Source organism: Amycolatopsis alba DSM 44262 (assembly GCF_000384215.1).
Classification (GTDB): domain Bacteria; phylum Actinomycetota; class Actinomycetes; order Mycobacteriales; family Pseudonocardiaceae; genus Amycolatopsis; species Amycolatopsis alba.
The window spans coordinates 6,870,068-6,889,617 of record NZ_KB913032.1; the positions used below are offsets into that span (position 1 = coordinate 6,870,068).

At 67.6% G+C, this 19,550-nt stretch carries 23 protein-coding genes and 1 pseudogene; 12 read left to right on the forward strand and 12 right to left on the reverse strand.

Annotated elements, in window-relative coordinates:
- Positions 1–145: 145 nt before the first annotated feature.
- From AMYAL_RS49495 to AMYAL_RS0132405, 3 genes and pseudogenes are all read left to right on the forward strand, one after another.
- Positions 146–607: a hypothetical protein gene (locus AMYAL_RS49495; protein WP_143267851.1), complete on the forward strand. Its 462-nt coding sequence runs from the start codon at positions 146–148 to the stop codon at positions 605–607.
- Positions 608–1,940: 1,333 nt separating this feature from the next.
- Positions 1,941–2,516: an Ltp family lipoprotein gene (locus AMYAL_RS0132400; RefSeq protein WP_020635449.1), complete on the forward strand. Its 576-nt coding sequence runs from the start codon at positions 1,941–1,943 to the stop codon at positions 2,514–2,516.
- 426 nt (positions 2,517–2,942) lie between these two features.
- A pseudogene (locus AMYAL_RS0132405) lies at positions 2,943–3,266 on the forward strand (lysine 2,3-aminomutase); the annotation flags it as partial.
- 122 nt (positions 3,267–3,388) lie between these two features.
- Here AMYAL_RS0132405 and AMYAL_RS0132410 read toward each other — a convergent pair.
- The gene (locus AMYAL_RS0132410; protein WP_026467628.1) at positions 3,389–3,985 is read right to left on the reverse strand and encodes a TetR/AcrR family transcriptional regulator; all 597 of its coding nucleotides are present in this window, start codon (positions 3,983–3,985) and stop codon (positions 3,389–3,391) included.
- 89 nt (positions 3,986–4,074) lie between these two features.
- On the opposite strand from AMYAL_RS0132410, the gene AMYAL_RS0132415 reads away from it, so the two are divergent.
- Both AMYAL_RS0132415 and AMYAL_RS0132420 read left to right on the forward strand, forming a co-directional pair.
- Positions 4,075–4,515 carry a nuclear transport factor 2 family protein gene (locus tag AMYAL_RS0132415; protein WP_020635452.1) on the forward strand — a complete coding sequence of 147 codons (441 nt, stop codon included), beginning with the start codon at positions 4,075–4,077 and terminating at the stop codon, positions 4,513–4,515.
- A complete protein-coding gene (locus tag AMYAL_RS0132420) occupies positions 4,512–5,333 on the forward strand; it encodes a Rossmann-fold NAD(P)-binding domain-containing protein (RefSeq protein ID WP_020635453.1) in 822 nt (273 codons plus the stop codon). The genes AMYAL_RS0132415 and AMYAL_RS0132420 overlap by 4 nt, the downstream gene beginning before the upstream one ends.
- A gap of 57 nt (positions 5,334–5,390) precedes the next feature.
- On the opposite strand, the gene AMYAL_RS0132425 is transcribed toward AMYAL_RS0132420, so the two are convergent.
- Positions 5,391–6,140 carry an SDR family NAD(P)-dependent oxidoreductase gene (locus AMYAL_RS0132425; RefSeq protein WP_020635454.1) on the reverse strand — a complete coding sequence of 250 codons (750 nt, stop codon included), beginning with the start codon at positions 6,138–6,140 and terminating at the stop codon, positions 5,391–5,393.
- A complete protein-coding gene (locus AMYAL_RS0132430; RefSeq protein WP_020635455.1) occupies positions 6,137–6,571 on the reverse strand; it encodes a nitroreductase/quinone reductase family protein in 435 nt (144 codons plus the stop codon). The genes AMYAL_RS0132425 and AMYAL_RS0132430 overlap by 4 nt, the downstream gene beginning before the upstream one ends.
- A gap of 90 nt (positions 6,572–6,661) precedes the next feature.
- Here AMYAL_RS0132430 and AMYAL_RS0132435 point away from each other — a divergent pair, with 90 nt between their 5' ends.
- A complete protein-coding gene (locus AMYAL_RS0132435) occupies positions 6,662–7,240 on the forward strand; it encodes a TetR/AcrR family transcriptional regulator (RefSeq protein WP_020635456.1) in 579 nt (192 codons plus the stop codon).
- Between the two features lie 37 nt (positions 7,241–7,277).
- Here AMYAL_RS0132435 and AMYAL_RS0132440 read toward each other — a convergent pair whose 3' ends face one another.
- The 3 genes from AMYAL_RS0132440 to AMYAL_RS0132450 all read right to left on the reverse strand — a co-directional run bounded on the left by AMYAL_RS0132440 (position 7,278) and on the right by AMYAL_RS0132450 (position 9,476).
- Complete coding sequence (locus tag AMYAL_RS0132440; RefSeq protein ID WP_020635457.1) at positions 7,278–7,574, reverse strand: DUF1330 domain-containing protein; 297 nt, start codon at positions 7,572–7,574, stop codon at positions 7,278–7,280.
- Between the two features lie 23 nt (positions 7,575–7,597).
- The gene (locus tag AMYAL_RS46600; RefSeq protein ID WP_051137721.1) at positions 7,598–8,947 is read right to left on the reverse strand and encodes an MFS transporter; all 1,350 of its coding nucleotides are present in this window, start codon (positions 8,945–8,947) and stop codon (positions 7,598–7,600) included.
- A gap of 70 nt (positions 8,948–9,017) precedes the next feature.
- Positions 9,018–9,476, reverse strand: coding sequence for a MarR family winged helix-turn-helix transcriptional regulator (locus AMYAL_RS0132450; protein ID WP_245193182.1), 459 nt, complete (start codon positions 9,474–9,476; stop codon positions 9,018–9,020).
- Between the two features lie 174 nt (positions 9,477–9,650).
- On the opposite strand from AMYAL_RS0132450, the gene AMYAL_RS0132455 reads away from it, so the two are divergent.
- From AMYAL_RS0132455 to AMYAL_RS46605, 4 genes are read left to right on the forward strand one after another with little or no spacing between them, the layout of a single operon-like run.
- Positions 9,651–9,914: a hypothetical protein gene (locus tag AMYAL_RS0132455; protein ID WP_020635460.1), complete on the forward strand. Its 264-nt coding sequence runs from the start codon at positions 9,651–9,653 to the stop codon at positions 9,912–9,914.
- Positions 9,915–9,960: 46 nt separating this feature from the next.
- Positions 9,961–10,917 (forward strand): DUF1152 domain-containing protein, encoded by a 957-nt coding sequence (locus tag AMYAL_RS0132460; protein WP_020635461.1) that lies wholly within the window; start codon positions 9,961–9,963, stop codon positions 10,915–10,917.
- A 42-nt stretch (positions 10,918–10,959) separates the two neighbouring features.
- On the forward strand, positions 10,960–11,082 hold the full coding sequence (locus AMYAL_RS50500; protein WP_245193190.1) for a DUF4240 domain-containing protein: 123 nt from the start codon (positions 10,960–10,962) through the stop codon (positions 11,080–11,082).
- Entirely contained in the window at positions 11,079–11,417 is a 339-nt protein-coding gene (locus AMYAL_RS46605) for a DUF4240 domain-containing protein (protein ID WP_020635463.1), read from the forward strand. Before AMYAL_RS50500 ends, AMYAL_RS46605 begins: the two co-directional genes overlap by 4 nt.
- On the opposite strand, the gene AMYAL_RS0132470 is transcribed toward AMYAL_RS46605, so the two are convergent.
- Positions 11,405–12,604: a carboxylesterase family protein gene (locus AMYAL_RS0132470; RefSeq protein ID WP_245193192.1), complete on the reverse strand. Its 1,200-nt coding sequence runs from the start codon at positions 12,602–12,604 to the stop codon at positions 11,405–11,407. The two genes, AMYAL_RS46605 and AMYAL_RS0132470, sit on opposite strands and share 13 nt — an antisense overlap.
- Before the next feature lie 32 nt (positions 12,605–12,636).
- Between AMYAL_RS0132470 and AMYAL_RS0132475 the strand changes: the two genes are divergently transcribed.
- Entirely contained in the window at positions 12,637–13,581 is a 945-nt protein-coding gene (locus AMYAL_RS0132475; RefSeq protein WP_020635465.1) for a LysR substrate-binding domain-containing protein, read from the forward strand.
- Here AMYAL_RS0132475 and AMYAL_RS0132480 read toward each other — a convergent pair.
- The 5 genes from AMYAL_RS0132480 to AMYAL_RS0132500 form a co-directional block, all read right to left on the reverse strand.
- Positions 13,571–14,566, reverse strand: coding sequence for an amidohydrolase family protein (locus AMYAL_RS0132480; RefSeq protein ID WP_020635466.1), 996 nt, complete (start codon positions 14,564–14,566; stop codon positions 13,571–13,573). The two genes, AMYAL_RS0132475 and AMYAL_RS0132480, sit on opposite strands and share 11 nt — an antisense overlap.
- A 1-nt stretch (position 14,567) precedes the next feature.
- Positions 14,568–15,089, reverse strand: coding sequence for a 3-hydroxyanthranilate 3,4-dioxygenase (locus AMYAL_RS0132485; protein WP_020635467.1), 522 nt, complete (start codon positions 15,087–15,089; stop codon positions 14,568–14,570).
- Positions 15,086–15,514, reverse strand: coding sequence for a RidA family protein (locus AMYAL_RS0132490; RefSeq protein ID WP_026467629.1), 429 nt, complete (start codon positions 15,512–15,514; stop codon positions 15,086–15,088). Before AMYAL_RS0132490 ends, AMYAL_RS0132485 begins: the two co-directional genes overlap by 4 nt.
- Positions 15,511–16,278 carry a 2-keto-4-pentenoate hydratase gene (locus AMYAL_RS0132495; RefSeq protein ID WP_020635469.1) on the reverse strand — a complete coding sequence of 256 codons (768 nt, stop codon included), beginning with the start codon at positions 16,276–16,278 and terminating at the stop codon, positions 15,511–15,513. The genes AMYAL_RS0132490 and AMYAL_RS0132495 overlap by 4 nt, the downstream gene beginning before the upstream one ends.
- Positions 16,279–16,345: 67 nt before the next feature.
- On the reverse strand, positions 16,346–17,815 hold the full coding sequence (locus AMYAL_RS0132500) for a 2-hydroxymuconic semialdehyde dehydrogenase (RefSeq protein ID WP_026467630.1): 1,470 nt from the start codon (positions 17,813–17,815) through the stop codon (positions 16,346–16,348).
- A 226-nt stretch (positions 17,816–18,041) separates the two neighbouring features.
- Between AMYAL_RS0132500 and AMYAL_RS0132505 the strand changes: the two genes are divergently transcribed.
- Entirely contained in the window at positions 18,042–19,394 is a 1,353-nt protein-coding gene (locus tag AMYAL_RS0132505; protein WP_020635471.1) for an MFS transporter, read from the forward strand.
- The last annotated feature ends 156 nt before the right edge of the window (positions 19,395–19,550 follow it).

The following is a 19,550-nucleotide window of genomic DNA, read 5'->3' on the forward strand; positions in this document are numbered from 1 at the left end:
GTCGACGGCGACATCGGCGCGGATTCCACTGATCCACGAACGTTCAGTGATGTCAAAGACGTCCTCCGCGGTAGAGAGCACCCCTGAGCACCTCCGGCTGGCTCATCAAGTCCAAGAGGTACAGGTATCCCAGGAATCCGATGTCATGGGGCACATCACCATCGTGGTGCGCAAGCAGCGTGTTCGTCAGGCCGACGCGTCGCGAATTGTTCGAGCCGAACCCGTGGGTAGCGTTCCGCAGCATCTCAAGGTATTCGCTGGGCGCATCCTCCAGGTTCAACTTCCCCGTCGCCGCACCACTGTTCACAACATCGATCTCGTCTCGGCCGAACTGCCGAGCGAGATAGAAGCCGTCTTGGACCTTACGCAAGGCTGTCACAGCACGTTCCGCTGCGGGGAGCAGCACCTCCGCGGCCTCCGCGGAGGTGCTATGTCCAGGACTTTCAACGTGTTTATGACTGAAGACAGGATCTGGCAGAACTTTGTTGCAGATCATGAGACCAACAAAGGAAAGAAGATCGGAGCACTCTTCCTGCAATTGTTTTTCCCGCTGTTGCAATCGAAACTTGGTCTCTGCTTCCTCATCGGCTATGCGCTGCCGCATTAATCTCTCTATTTAATCGCCGCTCGCCACTCTTCGGTTCCCTTCGTAGTCTCAACAGTATCGGTTGAACCAGGCCCCTAGCTACACCGGGATTTGACTTCGCGGACCAGTTGCAGTGGTCACTGCCTGTGAGAGTCGGTGGTGACCGGCCAGATCGGAGAGTCAGCTTCGGCGTGTTTGCCCGCGTCGAACCGCGCGGCGTTCAGTATGACCGGCCGAACGACAGCCGAGGACACGGTTCACGACGCCGCAGTGAGGTTCTGCAGCTGGATACCGACAGCCAGGACGGCGAACGTCCCGCTCCAGCGGTCGGGGCGTTTGCCGACGCTGAGCACGTGACGCGAATGGTCATCTGCGGCCGCGACGAAAACAACACGCAGTGCAGGGGCAGTTGGACCCGGTCGGTCTACCACCTGACACGCACGCATACCTGGTCGAGTGTCTTCCGATGCCGGCGCGCATCCGCGAGCATCTGGGTTATGGCGTTCGAACGATGTTTCGACGATGTGTGCAGCTGTCCACTCGGATTACCGAGGCCGGGAGGATGGACTCCCGCGAACAGGCCGTGGTCGACCTGATCAACCCGCCGGCGTGTTGCTCCCGTTCTGTGCGCGGCCGGGATGACCTGGTTTAGGTATCTGGGCGTGGTGTCAGTGCCGGCGTCGCCCGACCACATCTCGCGCCGGCGAACGGTCTCCGCGACAGGGCCGCCCGGTCTCGATGACGCTGGCCCGCAGCGAGGGGAAGACTGCCGCGGCCAGCAGCAGACCATCGCCAGTTTCCCGAAAGTTGTCACGGCGCGGCGGTGACCGTCGCGCGGGACCGGATCACCAGACCATGTCGCCATCGCTCCCGGGACAGCGGCGGTCGGCCACAGCCGAGTCCCATGTAGTAAGTCGATACCTGCGATGGGGGTGTCGGCCGGGGTTTCCGGCGTTGTCCAGGTCAGGTCGCGGATGGCCCGGTTCGCCAGGCGGATCAGGCAGCACGTCATCGATGCCGTGAAGCCCTCACCCTTCCTGCCGCGGCCCGCCACATGCGCGGCATCGAACCTGATCGGCCTCTCGTCCTCGCCGCCTCGATCCACGAACAGCTTTTCATCGTCCACTCCGGCACGACCGTCGCCGTCTCCTGACCGAGCAATACCGCGACGTAATGAGACTGGGTCATGACCCTGACCCCGCCCAGGTCCTCGCCGGCAGCGACCCGATCTTGGTCCATCCCTGACTTACACGGTGGGCATGACACGGCCCGCGTCTCGAGGGCAGATATGACCGGAGTAACACGCAGAGCAGCACATACGACTATGAATCACCTCGTGCCAAGGAGGATCCTCATGATCAAGGGCGTCGTTCTCTTCGCCGCGGCGGTGGTCACTCTCACCGCCTGTTCCGGTCGTGACGCCGGCGATCCCGTTGTCGGCGTCACGACTCCCGTCCCTGTTTCGACGCCCAGCTACACGCCGCAAGCGTCCTGCCCTCCGCTGCAGACCGGACAGTCATGCATCAACGGGCAACTGCTCCAGTCCAGCTCGACCAGCGAAGCTCCGCCGTCACTGCCCCAGGTCGAATCCAGTCCAGCCAGCAGGGCTCCGCAGTACCCGCCCCAGGTCGAGCAGGCCCGCGGGTCCGCGGAGTCGTATCTCGACTACAGCGCTTTCTCGCGAAACGGCTTGATCGATCAACTGTCCTCGAAGTACGGCGATAGCTACCCGAAGAACATCGCCACCCAGGCAGTGGACAGCCTGAAGGTCGACTGGAACGCGCAGGCAGCCAAATCGGCACAGTCCTACCTGGACTACACCTCATTCTCGTGCACCGGCCTGATCCAGCAGCTGTCATCGAGGTACGGCGGGCAATTCACCAACGCCCAGGCCAAGTTCGGCGCACACCAGACAAAGGCCTGCAAATGAAGTCCCTGCGATACCCGGACAGGGCGACACAGAGGCCGTGACTGGGTGTGACACTGTGCCGTTTCATCACTCCCCCAATCTGACTGAAGAGAGCGCGATGAGCGTCAGTCAACGGGCGAAGGATCTCCGGCATACGAGCTTCGAAACGCATCGAACCACGCCGGACCACTAACAACCTCGGACCTCTCGCCCAGCACCGCCCACTCAATCTAGCGATAGCGCACCCCGACGACGAGTGCCACGATATAGAGGCACTGCGACCTTTGCTCGCTGACGAGCTGGTCGCAGGCGAACCAAAAGTTATCGTCCTGTAACTTTTTTTGGCGGCCCAGAAACGGCCCAGAGATCCATTGTGGACGTTCGCGACAGCTAACACGGCAGGTGAAGGGTGTATCCAGGCGACACCCTATGCCAAGTTTCGCTTAGTGCGACATGATCCCCAACGCCGAGCACTGGCGGGTTTCCGTGCACGAGGCACAGGAACTGCAGCACGCGATCATGGGCTACCTGCCCGGCTACGCCACCCCGCGGATCGTTTGCGATGTCCCGTACGTGGGCAAGCGGTGGGTCCACCAGCTCGCCGAGTACGACCGCGAGCTCGGCATCTCCTACTGGACCAAGAACTACCGCAACGGGATCGAACACGAAGACCCCGAAGCCTTGCAGCGTCGCTACCCGTACTACGACCCGATCTCAACCCTTCCTGAAGCCGGCCAGCGTTGGTGGCGCGACCAGCCTCAGACTCCCTAGCGGGCCCGACGCCAGGAGGATCTGTCGAGGGGGCGTTTGGGCTCACGTGGGAGCTTCAAACGCCCTCTCGGTGGATGCCAGTTCTGTCCGGAACCGTCAGTCGGCGTGGACAGCTACCTGCGTCAGCGCAGTGCGCGCACAACGAACGCGGACAGCCTCCGCAGGCCCTCGCCCTCCGTGACGGTCCCGCCGTGCACCGTGGTCCACCAGAACGGGACGCTGCCCAATGCGTCCAGCGCCAGTTCGATCTCCGCCGGTTCGTCGCGGATCTCGCCTCGCCCGACGGCCCGGTCGAACGCGATCCGGGCCCAGGCCCGCCGGGGTGCGGCGACCCTGGTGGTGAACGCCTCGGCGAGTTCGGGTGAGCGCCGGGTCTCCGCCAGCAGGTCCGGGATGATCATCGCCGAGCGCGGGTCTGCCGGTTGTCGGTGAAGGCGGACGAGCATGCAGTGGATGTCGTCCTCGAGGTCGCCGGTGTCTTCGGGTTCGCCGTCGGGCACGGTGAGGCGGCTGATCGCCTCCATGACCATGTCGAGCTTGCCCGGCCACCGGCGGTAGAGCGCGCTTTTGCCGACTCCGGCGTGCTGCGCGACCTGCTGCATCGACAACCGCCCGACGCCGCCTTGGGCCAGCTGGTCAAGGGTGGCGTCGAGCACTGCCTCGGTCAGTTCAGGCCGGAGTACGGCGGCCCCGGCCACGGGACGACGGGACGTGTTCACGCGACGAGCATAGCGACGACGGGACGGTACCGTCTCATCGTCCGGTAGGCTGACGTCGGAACGGAACCGCATCGACGCAACGGAGAACCGTGGACGACACGCAACGCCGAGCCCGCGCCAACAAGACCATCGACGCCGCCCTAGACCGCGTCCTCGCGCACGACATGGCGGGATTCGCCGCGCTGTGGGCGTCCGACGGCACGATGAGCTTCCCCTTCGCCGCGCCTGGGACGATCGAACACGTCACGGGCCGAGACTCGGTCACCACACATCTGTCCGGCTACAACGATCTGCTGCTGCCGGGCGAGATCGTCGAGCAGACCCGGCACGACACCGCGGACCCGGACACGGTCGTGCTGGAGTTCGCGATGGCCGGGACCGTGACCGCCACCGGCAGGCCCTACACACTGCGCTACATCTGCGTGATCACTGTCGGGGACGAAGGCATCACCGCCTACCGCGACTACTGGAGTCCCGCTGCCGCAGCCGACCTGATCGGCACCCCCGGCCTCCCGGACGCCGCCGCATGATCACGCTGATCACGGGCGCGAGCGGCATGACCGGGTCCCGTGTCGCCGACCTGGTCGAGCAGGCAGGCGTCGCCGTCCGGCGCGTGAGCCGCTCTTCCCCCGCCCGCTTCGACTGGTACGACGCCACGACCCACGACGCCGCGTTCGACGGGGTCGAGGCGCTCTACCTCATCCCCCCGATAGGCGAGGCACGACCGGCGGCGGTCGTCGAACCGGTGCTCGACCGCGCCGTCCACCGTGGACTGCGGCGGACCGTCCTGCTCAGTTCGTCCGCGGTGGAGCGAGGACAGGAGGGCCCTGGCGAGCTGCACGACCTGGTCGCCCGGATCGTCCCCGAAGCGGTGGTGCTGCGGCCTTCCTGGTTCACCCAGAACTTCATCAGCCGCGCACCTGGCGTGCGCAGCCTGTGGTCAGGCGAGATCGTGACAGCCACCGGCGACGGCAGGCTCCCGTTCGTCGACGTCGAAGACATCGCCGCAGTCGCGGCCGTCGCTCTCCAAGCCCCTGCCGCACCAGATCCGGAGCTGGTCATCACGGGCCCCGAGGCGTTGAGCTACGACGACGTCTGCCGGATCTGGACAGAGCACACGGGCGACCCGGCCCGGCACGTCCGATTGAGCGAACAGGAGCTGGCCGCCCGGTTCACCGCGAACGGCGTCCCCGCCGACTTCGCAGCGGTGCTCGCCGCACTCGACACGATCGTCGCCTCAGGAGCCCAGGCCACTGTCACCGACACGGTTCCCTCGCTCACCGGCCGCCCGGCGCGATCCGTCCGGGAGACGCTCGCCGCGGCACTGACACCCGGCCGCCGGACCTGATCAGACGGCGAAGACCAAAAGCGTCTCCGTCCCGGCCACGATCCCAGCGCTGCGGATTCAGAGGAGCGCGCCGCCGGACACCTCGATGCGTTCGGCGGTCAGCCAGCGGAGGTCGTCGGAGACGACAGCGGCGATCGCGTCACCGATCTCCTCCGGTCGCCCGACCCGGCCCAGAGCGGTCTGCGCGGCGAGGGTGCCCCGCAGGTCCGGGTCGTCCCTCATGGCGCCGCCGTTGAAATCGGTGGCGGTGGGACCGGGCGCGATCGAGTTGATCCGGATGCCGCGCGCGCCGAGTTCGGAGGCGAGGCTGCGGGACATCGCTTCGACGGCCGCTTTCGAGGCCGCGTAGACCGACGTACCGGGGCTGACGTGGCGAGTGAGCGACGTCGTGACGTTGACGATCCGGCCGCTGTCGGCCAAGTGCGGCGCCAGCGCTTGGATGAGGAAGAACGTGCCGCGGAAGTTCGTGCCCACCAGCGCGTCGAAGTCCTCCACCGTCACGTGCTCCAGCGCTCCGAACACGCCGATGCCGGCGTTGTTGACCAGGACGTCGAAGGTCCCGGTCCCCCAGCGGTCCTGGAGTTCTCTCGTCAAACCAGCCGCGAAGGCCTGGAACGAACCGACGTCGCTGATGTCGAGGCGCGAGGAGAAGGCGTCACCACCCGATTCCTTGACCGCGCGTTCGACTTCCGCCGCGCCTTCCGCGTCGCCGCGGTGGGTCACCACGACCTTCGCCCCTCGGCGGGCGAGCGCGAGCGCGGTGTCGCGGCCGAGTCCCCTGTTCGCTCCGGTGACCAGGGCGATCATCGGTTCACTCCTTTCTTGACGTCCTCGAAGTCGACGCGGACGAGCGGGCTGCCCGCCAGCCATTCGGCCAGGGGCTGGACCGGTTGCCCGATACCGGCGGGATTGGCCGGCTGGTTCAGGTCGGCGATGACGGCACGGAAGACGGCCTCGCGTTCGCCGGGTTCGGAGATCGACGTGCCGACGGCGGCCAGGTCGGCCCGCACACCGTGCTTGAGATGAAAGGTGAACGAGCGATTCGCGAGGATGTTCGCGTACCAGCTCCTCCTCGCCGGATGCGTGGTCAGGTAGATCCGGCCGTCGACCCGGTAGAACCACACCTCGATGCGCCGGGGCAGGCCCGTCCGCGCGCCGATGGTCGTGATGTCGATCGTGCGCTCCCTTGCCGACGACGTCGGCGTGATCGCCAGGGCCCGTTCGATTCCGGGGTCCATGCACCCTCCAAGTAAGTAAGTATTTATTTACTTGTAGAGTAGGGACACCCCGGACGGACTGTCAAACATCCCAGACGAGCAGGAGAACCGATGCCCGCACGCGACGCCCAGGCGACGAAAGCCAGAATCCTGCAGGTCGCGGTCGCCGAGTTCGCCGAGCACGGGCACGCGGGCGGGCGGATCGAGCGGATCGCCCGTGAGGCCGGGACCAACGTCCGGATGATCTACGCCTACTTCGGCAACAAGGACGGGCTCTTCGACGCGGCGCTCACCAGCGCGGTCCAGTCAATGGCGGCAAAGGTCCCGCCGCGCCCGGAGGACCTGCCCGGCTGGGCGGGCGAACTGTTCGACTACCACCGGCGCGAGCCCACGGCGCTGCGGATCAACCTGTGGGCACAACTCGAGCGCCCCCAGGCCGCCTCCGAACCCCTGGAGACCTACCTCGCGAAGACCACCGTCGTGTCCGACGGCGACAGCGCACCTCTCAACGCCGTCGATCTGCTGACGTTCATCTACGCGATCTCCCAGGCCTGGCACCTGACCCCTGTCGGCCTGCTCAAGGCGGACGGTTCGGACCCCGACGACCCGGCGAGGATCGCCGCGCACCGGGAATCCGTCGTCGCCGCCGTCACCCGCATCCTCCGTCCGTCCACTGTGGATGGCGAGTGATTCCTTCGCTCCCTTGCTGATTCGTTCTGGACCTCGGTCAGTCGAGGCCTTCGACGATGCGGAAGTCGCGCTCGAAGCCGTCGGGAAGTGCGGCCAGTGCCTTCTGGTACGCCGCACTCTCGTATGCGGCGACGGCTTGTTCGAAGCTGTCGAACTCGATCAGGACGACACGCTCGGCGATTCCGGCTTCGTGTGCGACGACCCGGCTGCCGCCGCGGGCGAACGTCCGCCCGCCTGCGGCCTTGACGGCGAGACCGGCCAGTCCGTTGTAGACATCAAGACTCTCAGGGTCTGTGATGATGGGGTAGACGCTGACCCAGTAGCCCTTGGGCATGGAACCTCCAGTGTTGGGATGAGTTACAGGTTGGTCTTGACCGAGCGTCGGCGGACGAGGGCGAGGCTTGTCAGCGTCGTGATCGCCATGGCGCCGATGCCGGCCAGCGCCGCGGTGGTGTAGGCGCCGTCGTCGGGGAAGAGGCGGCCGGGGCCGGTGCCCGCGGCGAGGATCAGGCCGCCGATGGCGCTGCCCAGGGAGTACCCGACGCTGCGGACGACGTAGTTGAAGCTCATGGCGCTCGACGTCTCGCTCTTGGGGGTGACGGCCAGGATGACACCGGGCATCGCGGCCGCGAAGCCGCCGACGCCGAAGCCCAGCACGCCCATGGCCGCGAACAGCTCGGCCAGGTCGGACCGGGCGGTGGCGAACAGGACGAACCCGCCGCCCACCACGACGGCGCTGCCGGCCAGGAGCAGGGGGTCGGCGATCCGCGTCCGGACCCCCGGCGTGAGCTTCCCGGCCACGAACCCCAGCACTGAAAACGGGATGAGGACCAGCCCGGCGACGAAAGTCGTCAGCCCGAAGCCGTAGCCGGCGCCGTGCGGCGTCTGCGCGTACCGGGTGATGAGCGTAAGCAAGAGGTACATGCCGATCCCGCCGACGAACATGGCGAGGTTCGCCCCGGCGACCGCCGGGTGCCGCACCGCCCGCACATCGACCAGGGGCGTCGTGCTGCGCAGCTCGATGACGACCCAGACGCAAAGCAGCACGATCGCGACGACGGCGAGGCCTGCCGCCACGGCGAGGTGCCGGCTCCACAGAGTCCGTTCGCCGGCGAGGAACAGCACCAGGAGCAGCGCGGCGGCCAGGACGACCGCGCCCGCCACGTCCACGCGGGTGGAGCGGCCTTCGGGGGCTTCGGGAATGGAGCACCACGCGGTCAGGAGGGCGGCGGCGGTGACGACCAGGCCGAGGCCGTAGGCGGCCCGCACCCCGCCGAGCTCGGCGAGCAGAGCGGCCAGCGGATAGCCGACACCGGCCCCGATGATCGAGACCACCGAGATCAGGGCGATCACGGCCGCGCTGCGCTCCTCGGGAAGGTGGTCCCGAGCCACGCCCATCATCAGCGCCGTCAGCCCGAGCCCGACGCCCTGGGCCGCCCTGCCGGCCAGCAGCCATGCAAACGGCAATGGCAGCACGGTGAGCGCACTGCCGGCGACGACTACTGCCAGCGTGGTGAGAATCGCGGCCCGCCGGTGCGGTCCTGCTCCAAGCCGCCCCAGGACCGGCGTGGCGACGGCGCCGCTGAGCAGCGCGACGGTCAGTGTCCACTGCGCGCCGCCGAGCGAGACAGCGAACGAGGTCGCCACACTGGTGATGAGCGGCGCCCCGAGGCTGGCGACCGCCGCCACGACCAGAGCGATGAACATCAGGGCGGGCACCACAGCCGCGCCTCGGAACGCGCCACCGGGAACGCCTTCGCCGCGACCGGCTGCCCGGTCACTGCTTCGGCCCTTCGCGCTCCTGACTTTCTAGCTCTGCCAGATGTTTCAGCGCCGGAAGGGCCGCCACCAGCGCCTCGACCTCGTCGCCGGTGAGCTCGCCGATCAACCGCTCGAACGCGTGGACACCCGCCTGGCGCCGCGTCCGGACATAAGAGGAGCCGGCCTCGGTCAGGCACACCAGCGTGACCCGCTTGTCGGACGCGTCGCCCTGCCGCTCGACCAGTCCGGCCTCCTCCATCACCCGGACCAGGGCGGTCATCGCGGGCTGGGTGACGCCCTCGACCACGGCCAGATCGGTGATGCGCCGCGGGCCTGTCCGGTCCAAGGTGGCCAGGGTGGCGGCGGACGTCAGGCTCATGTCACGGGGCAGGCGTCTCGTGGCCCTGGTGGCCAGGCCGTAGAGGGCCGCCCCGATGGCGGCGGACGCGCCAGGAGCGGCGGCTTGACAACTCATGTTTGAAGCATAGCACTTTTATATTCATAGTTTATGCAACCCGGCGAGGGTCTTCGGCGAAGGGGTCTCCGCCGCCCGCGCGTGCCGAGGTCGGTCTCCATCTCCACATCAGCGACACTGAGTACCTGTTTCCGGCCCCCTCGAACACAGCGGAGTACGGCCGGTTTCCTGAAGGTGCTCACCAGCCTCGGCTACATCGCCGGGCGGCACACCGAGGCCCTCGACTACTACCGCCAATCCCCCACACTGCTGCGCACCCTCGGAAATGCCTGCGAAGAAGCCAACACCTTGACCCATATCGGCGAGGCACACCTTGCTCTCGGCGACCAGCGCCAAACCCGCGACTGCTGGGAACAAGCCGCAGACCTGTACCAAGCCCAGCACCGAGACGACGACGCCCGCTACCTCCGGGACATGGTCATCGCAATCGAGTCGTGAAACCGGCAGGGCGAAGCCGCAGATGACAGGTCTCTAGGATTGAGGCGTGTTCTCTTTGGCGGAGCCGCCGCTGTTCGCCCGGTTGAAGCCCGCGTCGAGTGTCCTTCTTGCCGGAGCGGGTGGAGGATTCGACATTTACGCCGGTCTGCCGCTGGCTTTCGCGTTGCGCGCGATGGGTAAACGGGTGCATCTGGCGAACCTGTCGTTCAGCGACCTCGCGCGCCTCGATCTCGACGACTGGCTGGCACCGGACGTCGCGGCGGTCAGAGCCGACAGCCAGGGCAACGACGACTACTTCCCGGAACGCACGCTCGCCCGCTGGTTGCATGCCCGGCAACTACCCTCGACCGTGCACGCGTTCCCTCGCACCGGCGTCCGGCAACTGACAGCGGCGTACCGCACGCTTGTCCAGCATCTGGCCGTCGACGCGGTCGTCCTGGTGGACGGCGGCACGGACATCCTCATGCGCGGAGACGAGTCCGGGATCGGGACACCCGAAGAAGACATGACCAGCCTCGCCGCCGTCTCCGCGATCGAAGAGGTCGACAAGCTCGTGGTGTGCCTGGGTTTCGGGATCGACGCCTACCACGGCGTCTCCCACACTCAGGTCCTGGAAAACCTCGCCGCGCTCGATCGGGCGGGCGGTTACCTGGGTGCGCTGTCGATTCCATCAGCCGCGCCGGAAACACAGGCCTACCTCGACGCAGTCGCGCACGCGCAAGCAGCCACCCCACTGCGGCCGAGCATCGTGAACGGCCAGGTCGCGGCCTCGCTGCGAGGCGAGTTCGGCAACGTGGCGTTCACTTACCGCACGGCGGACAGCGACCTGTTCGTGAACCCCCTGATGAGCCTGTACTTCACCATTGACCTGCCCGCACTGGCCGCCTCCGTCGGCTACCTCGACCGGATCCGGAACACCGAAACGATGATCGACGTGGCGCAGGTGATCAAGGCACACCGCGGCACCGTGCCACTACGACCAGGGCGGGTCTTCCCCCACTGACCAGAGCGACAACCAACAGACCCGACTGACATGCTGACCGTCATGGACACTCATCAGTTCTGGACGCTGATCGAAGGCGCCCGCGGCCAGGTTTCCGACTCCGCGGACGGCGAGGCGGTCGCCGACCGCGCCAGTGTCTTGCTCGCTGGGCCGCCGCCTACATGATCAACGGCGGCTGCTCCGACGACGGCTTCGACTACTTCCGCGGGTGGCTGATCGTTCAAGGTCGCGACGTGTTCGAGCGCGTCGTGGCCGACCGTGACGCACTCGCCGATCTGCCGGCCATCCGTGTGGCGGCGGCTGACGGGAACGAGATGGAGTGTGAAGACGCTTTGAGCATTGCCCGGAACGCGCACCTCAGGGCAACCGGAGAGCAACCTCCCGCTGACGCATACACCATCCGGTACCCAGAACTGGACTCCGCCTGGGATTTCGACTTCGACGATCAGGCCGAGCTGAAGCGTCGCCTGCCCCGCTTGGCAGCGCTCTACCTGGACTGATGATCGGCCTGGGAACCGATCCATTCATCGTGGCCGAACCTGATGGGATGACCCGCGACCGGAGTGGGGTCAAGAGTGCCGGTGCGAGCGAAGGTCGCCCAGACGGCGCGGAGGGCGGCACCGAAGGCGTCGACCTCCGGCCACGGGACCTTCCCGAGCATCGGGCTGTCCTGCCAGGCCCGCTGGGTACCGAGCAGCAGCGGCAGTTCCAGACAGTGGGTGGCGCCGAACTCGGACCCCTCGGGCCGCCAGTCCAGGCGATACGACCGGACGACGGCTCCGGCGTCGCGAAGCCGGTCGCCGAGAGCGGCCAGCGGTTCGGCGTAGATCTCGTCGGTGCCCTGGGCGCCGGGGAACGCGGTCATGTCGTCGGCGTTCCAGCCGTACAGCACGTCGAGGTCGCTCACGTTGTCCGCGAAGGACCCCTTGTCCAACGTGTCCACCGGAACGAACGCCGGTTCCATCGGGTTACCGGTGAGCCGCAGGTTGGTCAGCGCGGTCTCCTTGTGCGCGGCGAGGATTTCCGTGATCCCGGCGGTGCGCGGGTCGCTGCCGAGCGCGTCGGCGAACACCCGGCCGACTTGCGCCGCATGAGCGGGCTGGCGGGCAGCGAGGCCGAGCGGCGCGCTCTGCAGGATCGCCCGCCGGAACAGTCCGCGCGCCTCGGGCATCTCCATCAGGAGCCGGATGGAGATGCCGCCTGCCGACTGCCCGGCGACCGTCACGTTGTCCGGGTCCCCACCGTAGGCCGCGATGTTGGCCCTCACCCAGCGCAGCGCCTCGAGCTGGTCGGCCGGCCCGAGGTTGCCGGGGCTGACCCCGTCCAGGTACAGGTAGCCGAATGCGCCGAGCCGGTAGTTGACGCCGACCACCACCAGGTCACCTTCGGCCGTCAGCGCGCCGCCGTCGTACCACTCCAGCAACCCGCCACCGCTGGAGAAGCCGCCGCCGTGGAGCCACACCAGTACCGGCCGGTGCCCGTCGTCCAGACCAGGGGTGCTGATCGTCAGGTTGAGACAGTCCTCGCCCTGCGGGATGCGCTCGCGCGGCGGCCCCATCACGTGATCCAGCCGGGACGGCGGTTGCGGGCTGATCTCCCCACTGGACGGCGTCTGTTCCGAAACGGCGACCGGCGGCGCGAACCGTGCCGCTGTGGCATAGCGAATCGGTCCGGTTCGGACAGTCATGGTCATACGCACCTCGCGGGTAGGATCGGCTGGTGTTCTTGCCTCGTCTGTTGGACGGCCGACTGAAGTTCCGTCATCTCGTCCTGCTCGACGCGCTGGCCAGACAGGGCACCGTGGTCGGGGCCGCGGCCGAGTTGCATGTGACGCAGCCGGTGGCGACCAGGAGTCTGCATGAGCTCGAAGAGATCCTCGACGTGCGGCTGTTCGAACGCGGCCCGCGCGGCATCACCCCGACGGTGTTCGGCGAGGCGTTCACCGGGCATGCCCGTGCGGTGCTCGCGCAGCTCGAACAGGCGGGGCGGCATGTCGCCGAGCTGGCCGACGCGGAGCGCGGCACGGTGGTGGTCGGCACCCATCTCGCGGGGTCGAACATGTTGCTGCCGCGCGCGATCGCGGCGATCAAGACCGAACGGCCGTACCTGACCATCGTGGTACGGGAGGGTTCTCCCGAAGCGCTGCTGGTGGAGCTGGAGGCGGGCCGGGTCGACCTGATCATCGGCAGGTTGACCGCGCCGTCGGATGAGCGGATCGAACGACGCAAACTGTACGACGAGTCGGTGGATCTGGTGGTCCGCACCACGCATCCGCTGGCGGGCGCGACCGGCGTCGAACTGGCCGACCTCGCGGAATACCCGTGGATCCTGCCCGGAGCGGAGACCGCGCTGCGCCGTGAGCTGGAGGGGTTGTTCACCCGTAACGGCTTCCCGCTACCGGCGAACCGCGTGGAGACCACGTCGTTCCTCACTGTGCGGCAGCTGCTGCTGGAAACCGATGTGATCGCCGCCCTGCCCAGCCTGATCACCAAGGACGATCCGAGGATAACCAGGGTCGCGCTGGCACTGGAGCCCATCGGGCACAGCGTCGGACTCACCCTGCCCGCCCAGCGCACGCTCAGCCCGTCGGTGGACGCGCTGATCCGCAGCCTGACCGACGTCGCCACCGGCATGTCGCATCAGGATTGTCCGATCACGACGTGAAGAGAAAGCGTTCGGCGTTCCCGCTGGTGATCAGCTGCCGCTCGGTCTCGCTCAGGAAGCCGCTCTTGCGCACCACCTCGCCGACCGGGCGTTCGCCGAGCGGGTACGGGTAGTCACTGCCGACCATCACCCGCTCGGCGCCGAGTGTGTCCACGAGCAGCCGCAGCGCCCGCTCGTCGAAGACCACCGAGTCGACGTGGAACCGATCGAGGTAGTGCGACGGCGGGAACTCCGAGGTGCCGATCACGTCGTTCCGCCGATGCCAGGCGTTCTCCATCCGGCCGAGCCAGAACGCGAACGACCCGCCGCCGTGCGCGAAGCAGATCTTCAGGCTCGCGTCGATCCGGTCGAAGACCCCGCCGAGCACCAGGGCCAGGATCGACAGATGCGTCTCCGCGGGCATCGCGGTCAGCCACCGCGCCATCCACCGGTCCAGCCGGGGTGAATCGGCCATGTCCCACGGGTGCACGAACACCGGGACCCCGAGCGACGCGCAATGCTGCAGGAAGGTTTCCACCCCGGCGCTGTCCAGATCCTGGTCCCCGACGTGGTTGCCGATCTCCACCCCGCGATGCCCCGCGGCCAGGCAGCGTTCCAGTTCACGGCATGCCGCGTCGGTGTCCTGCAACGGGACCTGGCAGAACGGGATCAGCCGGTCGGGTGCCGGTGCGACGATCTCCAGCGCCAGGTCGTTGAAGATCCGGGCGATCCGGCCCGCCTGCTCGCCGGTCCGGCCGTAGTTGAAGAAGGCGGGCGTCGGCGAGACCACCTGGGTGCGCACGCCATCGGCGTCCATGTCCAGCAGCCGGGTCTCCGCGTTCCAGCAGTCCGCGCCGATCCGGCGGAACTCCTTGTCCCCCATCATGATCATCGCCTCGGACTCGGTTTCCGCGCGCAGCCACGGCGCGTCCGGCCCGGCGTCCGCGCGCAGATCCGGCCAGCCGTTCGGCACGTAATGCGTGTGGATGTCGATCAGGCCGGTCATCTCAGCCCTTTCCGGGGTGGAGTGCGCCGCAGCCGCCGCAGGTGCGAGCCTGCTCGTCGCCGTAGAAGGCGGTGAACACCGGCGGCAGATCCTCGACGATGTCGCGCACCTGGAGTTCCACCTCGTGCACCAACGAAGCACATTCGGGGCAGTACCACTGGAACTTCTCCAGCGTGCCCTCCTCGCGGACGCGTTCGATGACCAGGCCGATCGAGTCGGCCTCCGGGCGCTGTGGCGAGTGCGGGATGTCGCCCGGCAGCAGCCACGTGTCGCCTTCGGAGATACGGATGGTCTTCTGGCCCTCGTCGGTCATGATGTTCACGTGCATGGTGCCCTTGAGCTGGTAGAACCATTCCTCATAGGGGTCGACGTGGAAATCGGTGCGCTGGTTCGGCCCACCCACGACCTGCACGATGAAATCGCTGCCGAGCGCCATGGTCCGGTTGTTCACCGGCGGCTTGAGCAGATGCTCGTGCTCGGCGATCCAGGCCTGGAAATTGACGACCTCGGGAATGCCGGTCATCGCGGAACCTCCGTATCTTTCGGTATATGAGCGATTGCCTGGATTTCGATCAGCAGATGCGGATGCGGCAGCTGATGGACCGCGACCGTGGTGCGGGCAGGGCCTGTTTCGTCGAAGTATTCGCCGTAGATCTCGTTGTAGCCGCCGAAATCGTTCATCGAAACCAGGAAGGTGGTGATCTGCGTGATGTCGGAGAGGTCGGCGCAGACCTCGTGCAGGATGCCGCGGAGGTTGTCGATCACCGCGCGGGTCTGCGCCCGGATGTCCAGGTTCGTGGTGCCGAGTTCGTCCACCTCGACGCCGGCGAACGTGTTGTCCGGGCGTCGAGAGCTGGTGCCGGACACGTAGATCAGCTCTCCCGCGACCTTCACATGCGGGAACCGGCCCCTCGGTTTCGCCCGTCCGGGAATCACCAGCCCGCTCATGCCAGCCCCCGCACCGAAACCCGGCCGAGTCCGGCGATATCCGCCTCGGCGACGCCGGGCGCGAACGGCACCGCTTCGGTCGCCGCCCCGGCCAGCACCACCTGCCCGGCTCGCAACGGGATGTCCCGCTTCCGGCACAGCTCGACCAGCGCATGCAGCGCGCGCACCGGATCGCCGAGGATCGCCGCCGTCGAGCCGATCACCTGGCGATCCCCGGAACTGAGCCGCACCGCCCGGTTCGCCACCTCGCCGAACGCGCGCCAAGGGCCGAGCACGAACCCGGCGGCCGAGGTGTTGTCCGCGACCACATCGGTGTGGGTGAACCGGAAATCCCGGTACCGGGAGTCGATGATCTCGATCGCCGGGGCCATCGCGTCCACCGCGGACTCCACGTCGAACGCGGGGTCGGTGAGATCGACGTCGCGAGCCAGCCGGTACGCGACCTCCGGCTCCACCTTGGGATGAATGAAGCCCGCCAACGAGACCTCGCCGCCGTCGGCGACCCGCATCGCGTCGGTGAGCCTGCCGGCGATCACTTCGGACACGCCCATCTGTGCCATCTTCGCCTTGCTGGTCAGGCCCAGTTTGACCCCGAGCACCCGCTCGCCACGACTCTCCCGGCGGGCCACCAACGCGGCCTGGACGGCGTACGCGTCGGCGATGTCCAACTCGTGATCGTCGGCGAGGCTCGGGGTGTCCGCGCACGTGATCTGCGCGGTGTCCAGCCGCTCGGCGAGCGCCGAGATCTCCGCGATGGCCATCATGTGCTGCTCCCCTCCAGGTCGAGTACGACGTTCTGCCGTCACTGAGCCTCCTCCTCGATCGGCGCGGTCACAGCCGCACGCACACATTCGTCGGCTCGGTGTAGAAGTGCAGCGAAGAGGCGCCGCCCTCCCGGCCGATCCCGGAAAGCCCCATCCCGCCGAACGGCGAGCGCAGGTCGCGCAGGAACCAGGTGTTCACCCAGGACATGCCGACGTGCATGGCCTGTGCGACGCGGTGTCCCCGACGCAGGTCTTGTGTCCACACCGAGGAAGCCAGCCCGTACTCGGTGTCGTTGGCCAACGCGACCGCCTCGTCCTCGGTGTCGAACGGGATCAGCGCGGCCACCGGACCGAAAATCTCCTCCCGCACCGGCCGGTCCTTGTTGGTCAAGCCGGTCCACAGAGTCGGCTCCAGCCACGAGCCGCCGTCGAATTCCGGGCCGATCTCGGGGATCCCGCCGCCGGCCAGGGTTTCGGCGCCGGCCTCCGTGGCGAGCGCGAGGTAGTCCAGCACTTTGCGCCGGTGCTCCGGAGAGATCAGCGGGCCGGTGGTCGTCCGCTCGGCCGACGGGTCGCCGAGCCGCAGCCCGCGCGCCCGCTCCACCAAACCGCCCGCCACCTCTTCGAATACCGAACGCTGCACGTACACCCGCTCGGTGCACAGGCACACCTGCCCGGTGTTCGCGAACACGGACCGGGTCAGCCCGGCGAGCGTCTCGTCGAGATCCGCGTCGTCGAACACGATGGCGGCGTTCTTCCCGCCGAGTTCGAACGAGACCGGCCGGACCCGTGGCGCGACCGTGCGCATCACCTGGGTTCCCGTGGCCGACGAGCCGGTGAACGTCACCCCGTCGATACCGGGATGCTCGGTCAGGTACTGCCCCGCCGAGTCGCCCCCGAACCCGTGCACCACGTTGTAGGCGCCCGCGGGCAATCCGACTTCGGCCAGCACCTCGGCCAACAGGGTCGCGGTGGACGGGGTCTGGTCGCTCGGCTTGACCACGACCGCGTTGCCGCAGCCGAGCGCGGGTGCGACTTTCCAGGTCAGCAACAGCAGCGGCAGGTTCCACGGCACGATCACCGCGACCACGCCGAGCGGCTTGCGCACCGCGTAGTTCAGCGCCTGTGCCCCACCGGGCAGATCGGTGACGAACGATTCCTGGCCTGCGGCCGCGATCACATCGGCGAACGTGCGGAAGTTCGCCACCGCGCGGGCCACGTCCAGTTCGCGGGCCTGAGTGACCGGCTTTCCGGTGTCGGCGACCTCGGCCGCCACGAACTCCTCGAACCGGGCCTCGATCCGATCGGCCGCCCGGCGCAGCAACGCGGTCCGCTCCCGCACCGGAGTGTCCGCCCAGCCATCGTGCAACGCGGCGCGGGCACCGGTGACCGCGCGGTGCACCAGCTGCCGGTCGGCCTCGTGCACCCTGGCGAACTCCGTGCCGGTCGCCGGATCGACCGCCGGGAACCCCGGCCCGTCCGGCTCGGCGAACTCACCGTCCACGAAGTTGCGGATCCACCGCCCTGACTGCGTCATGCCGTTCACTCTGACCGGCCGCGCCATGCGGAACAAATGCGCATCTGCTCGCCAGCTATACCCAAAAGAGCATATCGACTTTGGTGCTCGACCTCGGAGACATACCTGTTTGGGCATACCAGAACGGCAATTCGGCATTTGTGGCCTATGCCTCACGGTGTCAGGCTTCTGCCCAATCGCCAGCAGCCGCGGTCGGCTGTCACCAGAGTCGATTGGGTTTTCGCAGATGAACGCACCCGCGCCCCGCAAGATCGCCGCCGCCACACTCGCCGGGACCACCCTCGAGTGGTACGACTTCTTCCTCTACGGCACCGCGTCCGCGCTGATCTTCAACAAGCAGTTCTTCCCCTCGCTGAGCCCGACGGTCGGCACCCTCGCCGCGTTCAGCACCTTCGCCGTCGGGTTCATCGCGCGCCCGCTCGGCGGCCTGGTGTTCGGCCACTTCGGCGATCGGATCGGCCGCAAGTCCACGCTCGTGGTGTCGCTGATGCTGATGGGCATCGGCTCCACACTGATCGGGTTGATCCCGAACTACCAGGCGATCGGCATCTGGGCGCCGATCCTGCTGGTCGCGATGCGGATCGTGCAGGGCATCGGGCTCGGCGGAGAAGGGGCGGGCGCGACCCTGATGTCGATGGAACACGCGCCCGCCGATCAACGGAACCGCTACGCCGGGTTCCCGCAGATGGGCACCCCGGCCGGTCTGGTGCTGGCGAACCTGCTGTTCCTCGGCAGCAGCGCGCTGATGCCCGCGAGCGCGTTCGCCACGTGGGGCTGGCGGATCCCGTTCCTGCTGAGCTTCGTACTGGTCGCGATCGGCCTGATGATCCGGCTGCGGATCACCGAATCACCGTCGTTCGCGCGGATGACCCGGAACGACCAGGTGGTCCGGTTCCCGCTCGGCGCGGCACTCAAGGTCGGCGTCGGCAGGCTCGCGCTGACCCTGCTGGTCGGCGTGGCGAACTCGGCGGTCGCCTACGTGTTCATGGTCTTCACCCTGTCCTACGGAACCCAGAACCTCCACTACGACCGGCAGTTCCTGATCCTGTCGGTGACCGGATCGGCGGCGCTGTGGTTCGCCACCATTCCGGTCTGGACCCGGATCGCCGACCGCCACGGCAGGCGCACCATGTTCGTCGCCGGATCAGCCGCGCTCCTGCTGTGGTGCCTCGCGTTCTTCCCGTTGCTGAACACCGGCAACACCGGGCTCGCGTTGCTCGCACTGGCGGGCATGGGCCTGGTCGTCCCGATCACCCACTGCGTACAGGGCGCGATCATCGCGGACACCTTCCCGGTCAACGTCCGGTTCTCCGGCATGTCGCTGCTGCTGCAGGGCGGCGCGATCCTCGGCGGCGGGCTCGCCCCGATGATCGCCACCGCGGTGCTCAACGCCACCGGCGCGACCACCGGCATCACCTGGTATCTGGCCGCGATCTGCGGCGTCAGCATGATCAGCGCGATGGCCCTGTTCCGCCTGACACCTTCCCGTGCTGCGGAATCCACTGTGGACGGACTACGCGACCGTGATGCCGTTCCGCCGGCCGTGCACACCCGTCCGGCCGGGCGCGACGATCATTAGAGTCCGTTTTCCGCCGGTGAATCTCATGCCCTGACGCCCGGACCGGGTAGGTGGCGGGGGCCTGCCGTAGGGCGGGTGACCAGCGCGTTCCAGGCTGATTGCAGATTTCCCTCAGGCGCGTCAGCCAGCTTTGGTCGGCCGCCCGGATCCGGGCGG

Coding starts and splice junctions, on each gene's coding strand:
- AMYAL_RS49495 (WP_143267851.1), top strand. CDS start 146: ATGGGGCACATCACCATCGTGGTGCGCAAGCAGCGTGTTCGTCAGGCC.
- AMYAL_RS0132400 (WP_020635449.1), top strand. CDS start 1,941: ATGATCAAGGGCGTCGTTCTCTTCGCCGCGGCGGTGGTCACTCTCACC.
- AMYAL_RS0132420 (WP_020635453.1), top strand. CDS start 4,512: ATGATCACGCTGATCACGGGCGCGAGCGGCATGACCGGGTCCCGTGTC.
- AMYAL_RS0132425 (WP_020635454.1), bottom strand. CDS start 6,140: ATGATCGCCCTGGTCACCGGAGCGAACAGGGGACTCGGCCGCGACACC.
- AMYAL_RS0132430 (WP_020635455.1), bottom strand. CDS start 6,571: ATGGACCCCGGAATCGAACGGGCCCTGGCGATCACGCCGACGTCGTCG.
- AMYAL_RS0132435 (WP_020635456.1), top strand. CDS start 6,662: ATGCCCGCACGCGACGCCCAGGCGACGAAAGCCAGAATCCTGCAGGTC.
- AMYAL_RS0132440 (WP_020635457.1), bottom strand. CDS start 7,574: ATGCCCAAGGGCTACTGGGTCAGCGTCTACCCCATCATCACAGACCCT.
- AMYAL_RS46600 (WP_051137721.1), bottom strand. CDS start 8,947: ATGTTCATCGCTCTGGTCGTGGCGGCGGTCGCCAGCCTCGGGGCGCCG.
- AMYAL_RS0132450 (WP_245193182.1), bottom strand. CDS start 9,476: ATGAGTTGTCAAGCCGCCGCTCCTGGCGCGTCCGCCGCCATCGGGGCG.
- AMYAL_RS50500 (WP_245193190.1), top strand. CDS start 10,960: ATGGACACTCATCAGTTCTGGACGCTGATCGAAGGCGCCCGCGGCCAG.
- AMYAL_RS46605 (WP_020635463.1), top strand. CDS start 11,079: ATGATCAACGGCGGCTGCTCCGACGACGGCTTCGACTACTTCCGCGGG.
- AMYAL_RS0132470 (WP_245193192.1), bottom strand. CDS start 12,604: ATGACTGTCCGAACCGGACCGATTCGCTATGCCACAGCGGCACGGTTC.
- AMYAL_RS0132480 (WP_020635466.1), bottom strand. CDS start 14,566: ATGACCGGCCTGATCGACATCCACACGCATTACGTGCCGAACGGCTGG.
- AMYAL_RS0132485 (WP_020635467.1), bottom strand. CDS start 15,089: ATGACCGGCATTCCCGAGGTCGTCAATTTCCAGGCCTGGATCGCCGAG.
- AMYAL_RS0132490 (WP_026467629.1), bottom strand. CDS start 15,514: ATGAGCGGGCTGGTGATTCCCGGACGGGCGAAACCGAGGGGCCGGTTC.
- AMYAL_RS0132495 (WP_020635469.1), bottom strand. CDS start 16,278: ATGATGGCCATCGCGGAGATCTCGGCGCTCGCCGAGCGGCTGGACACC.
- AMYAL_RS0132500 (WP_026467630.1), bottom strand. CDS start 17,815: ATGACGCAGTCAGGGCGGTGGATCCGCAACTTCGTGGACGGTGAGTTC.
- AMYAL_RS0132505 (WP_020635471.1), top strand. CDS start 18,042: ATGAACGCACCCGCGCCCCGCAAGATCGCCGCCGCCACACTCGCCGGG.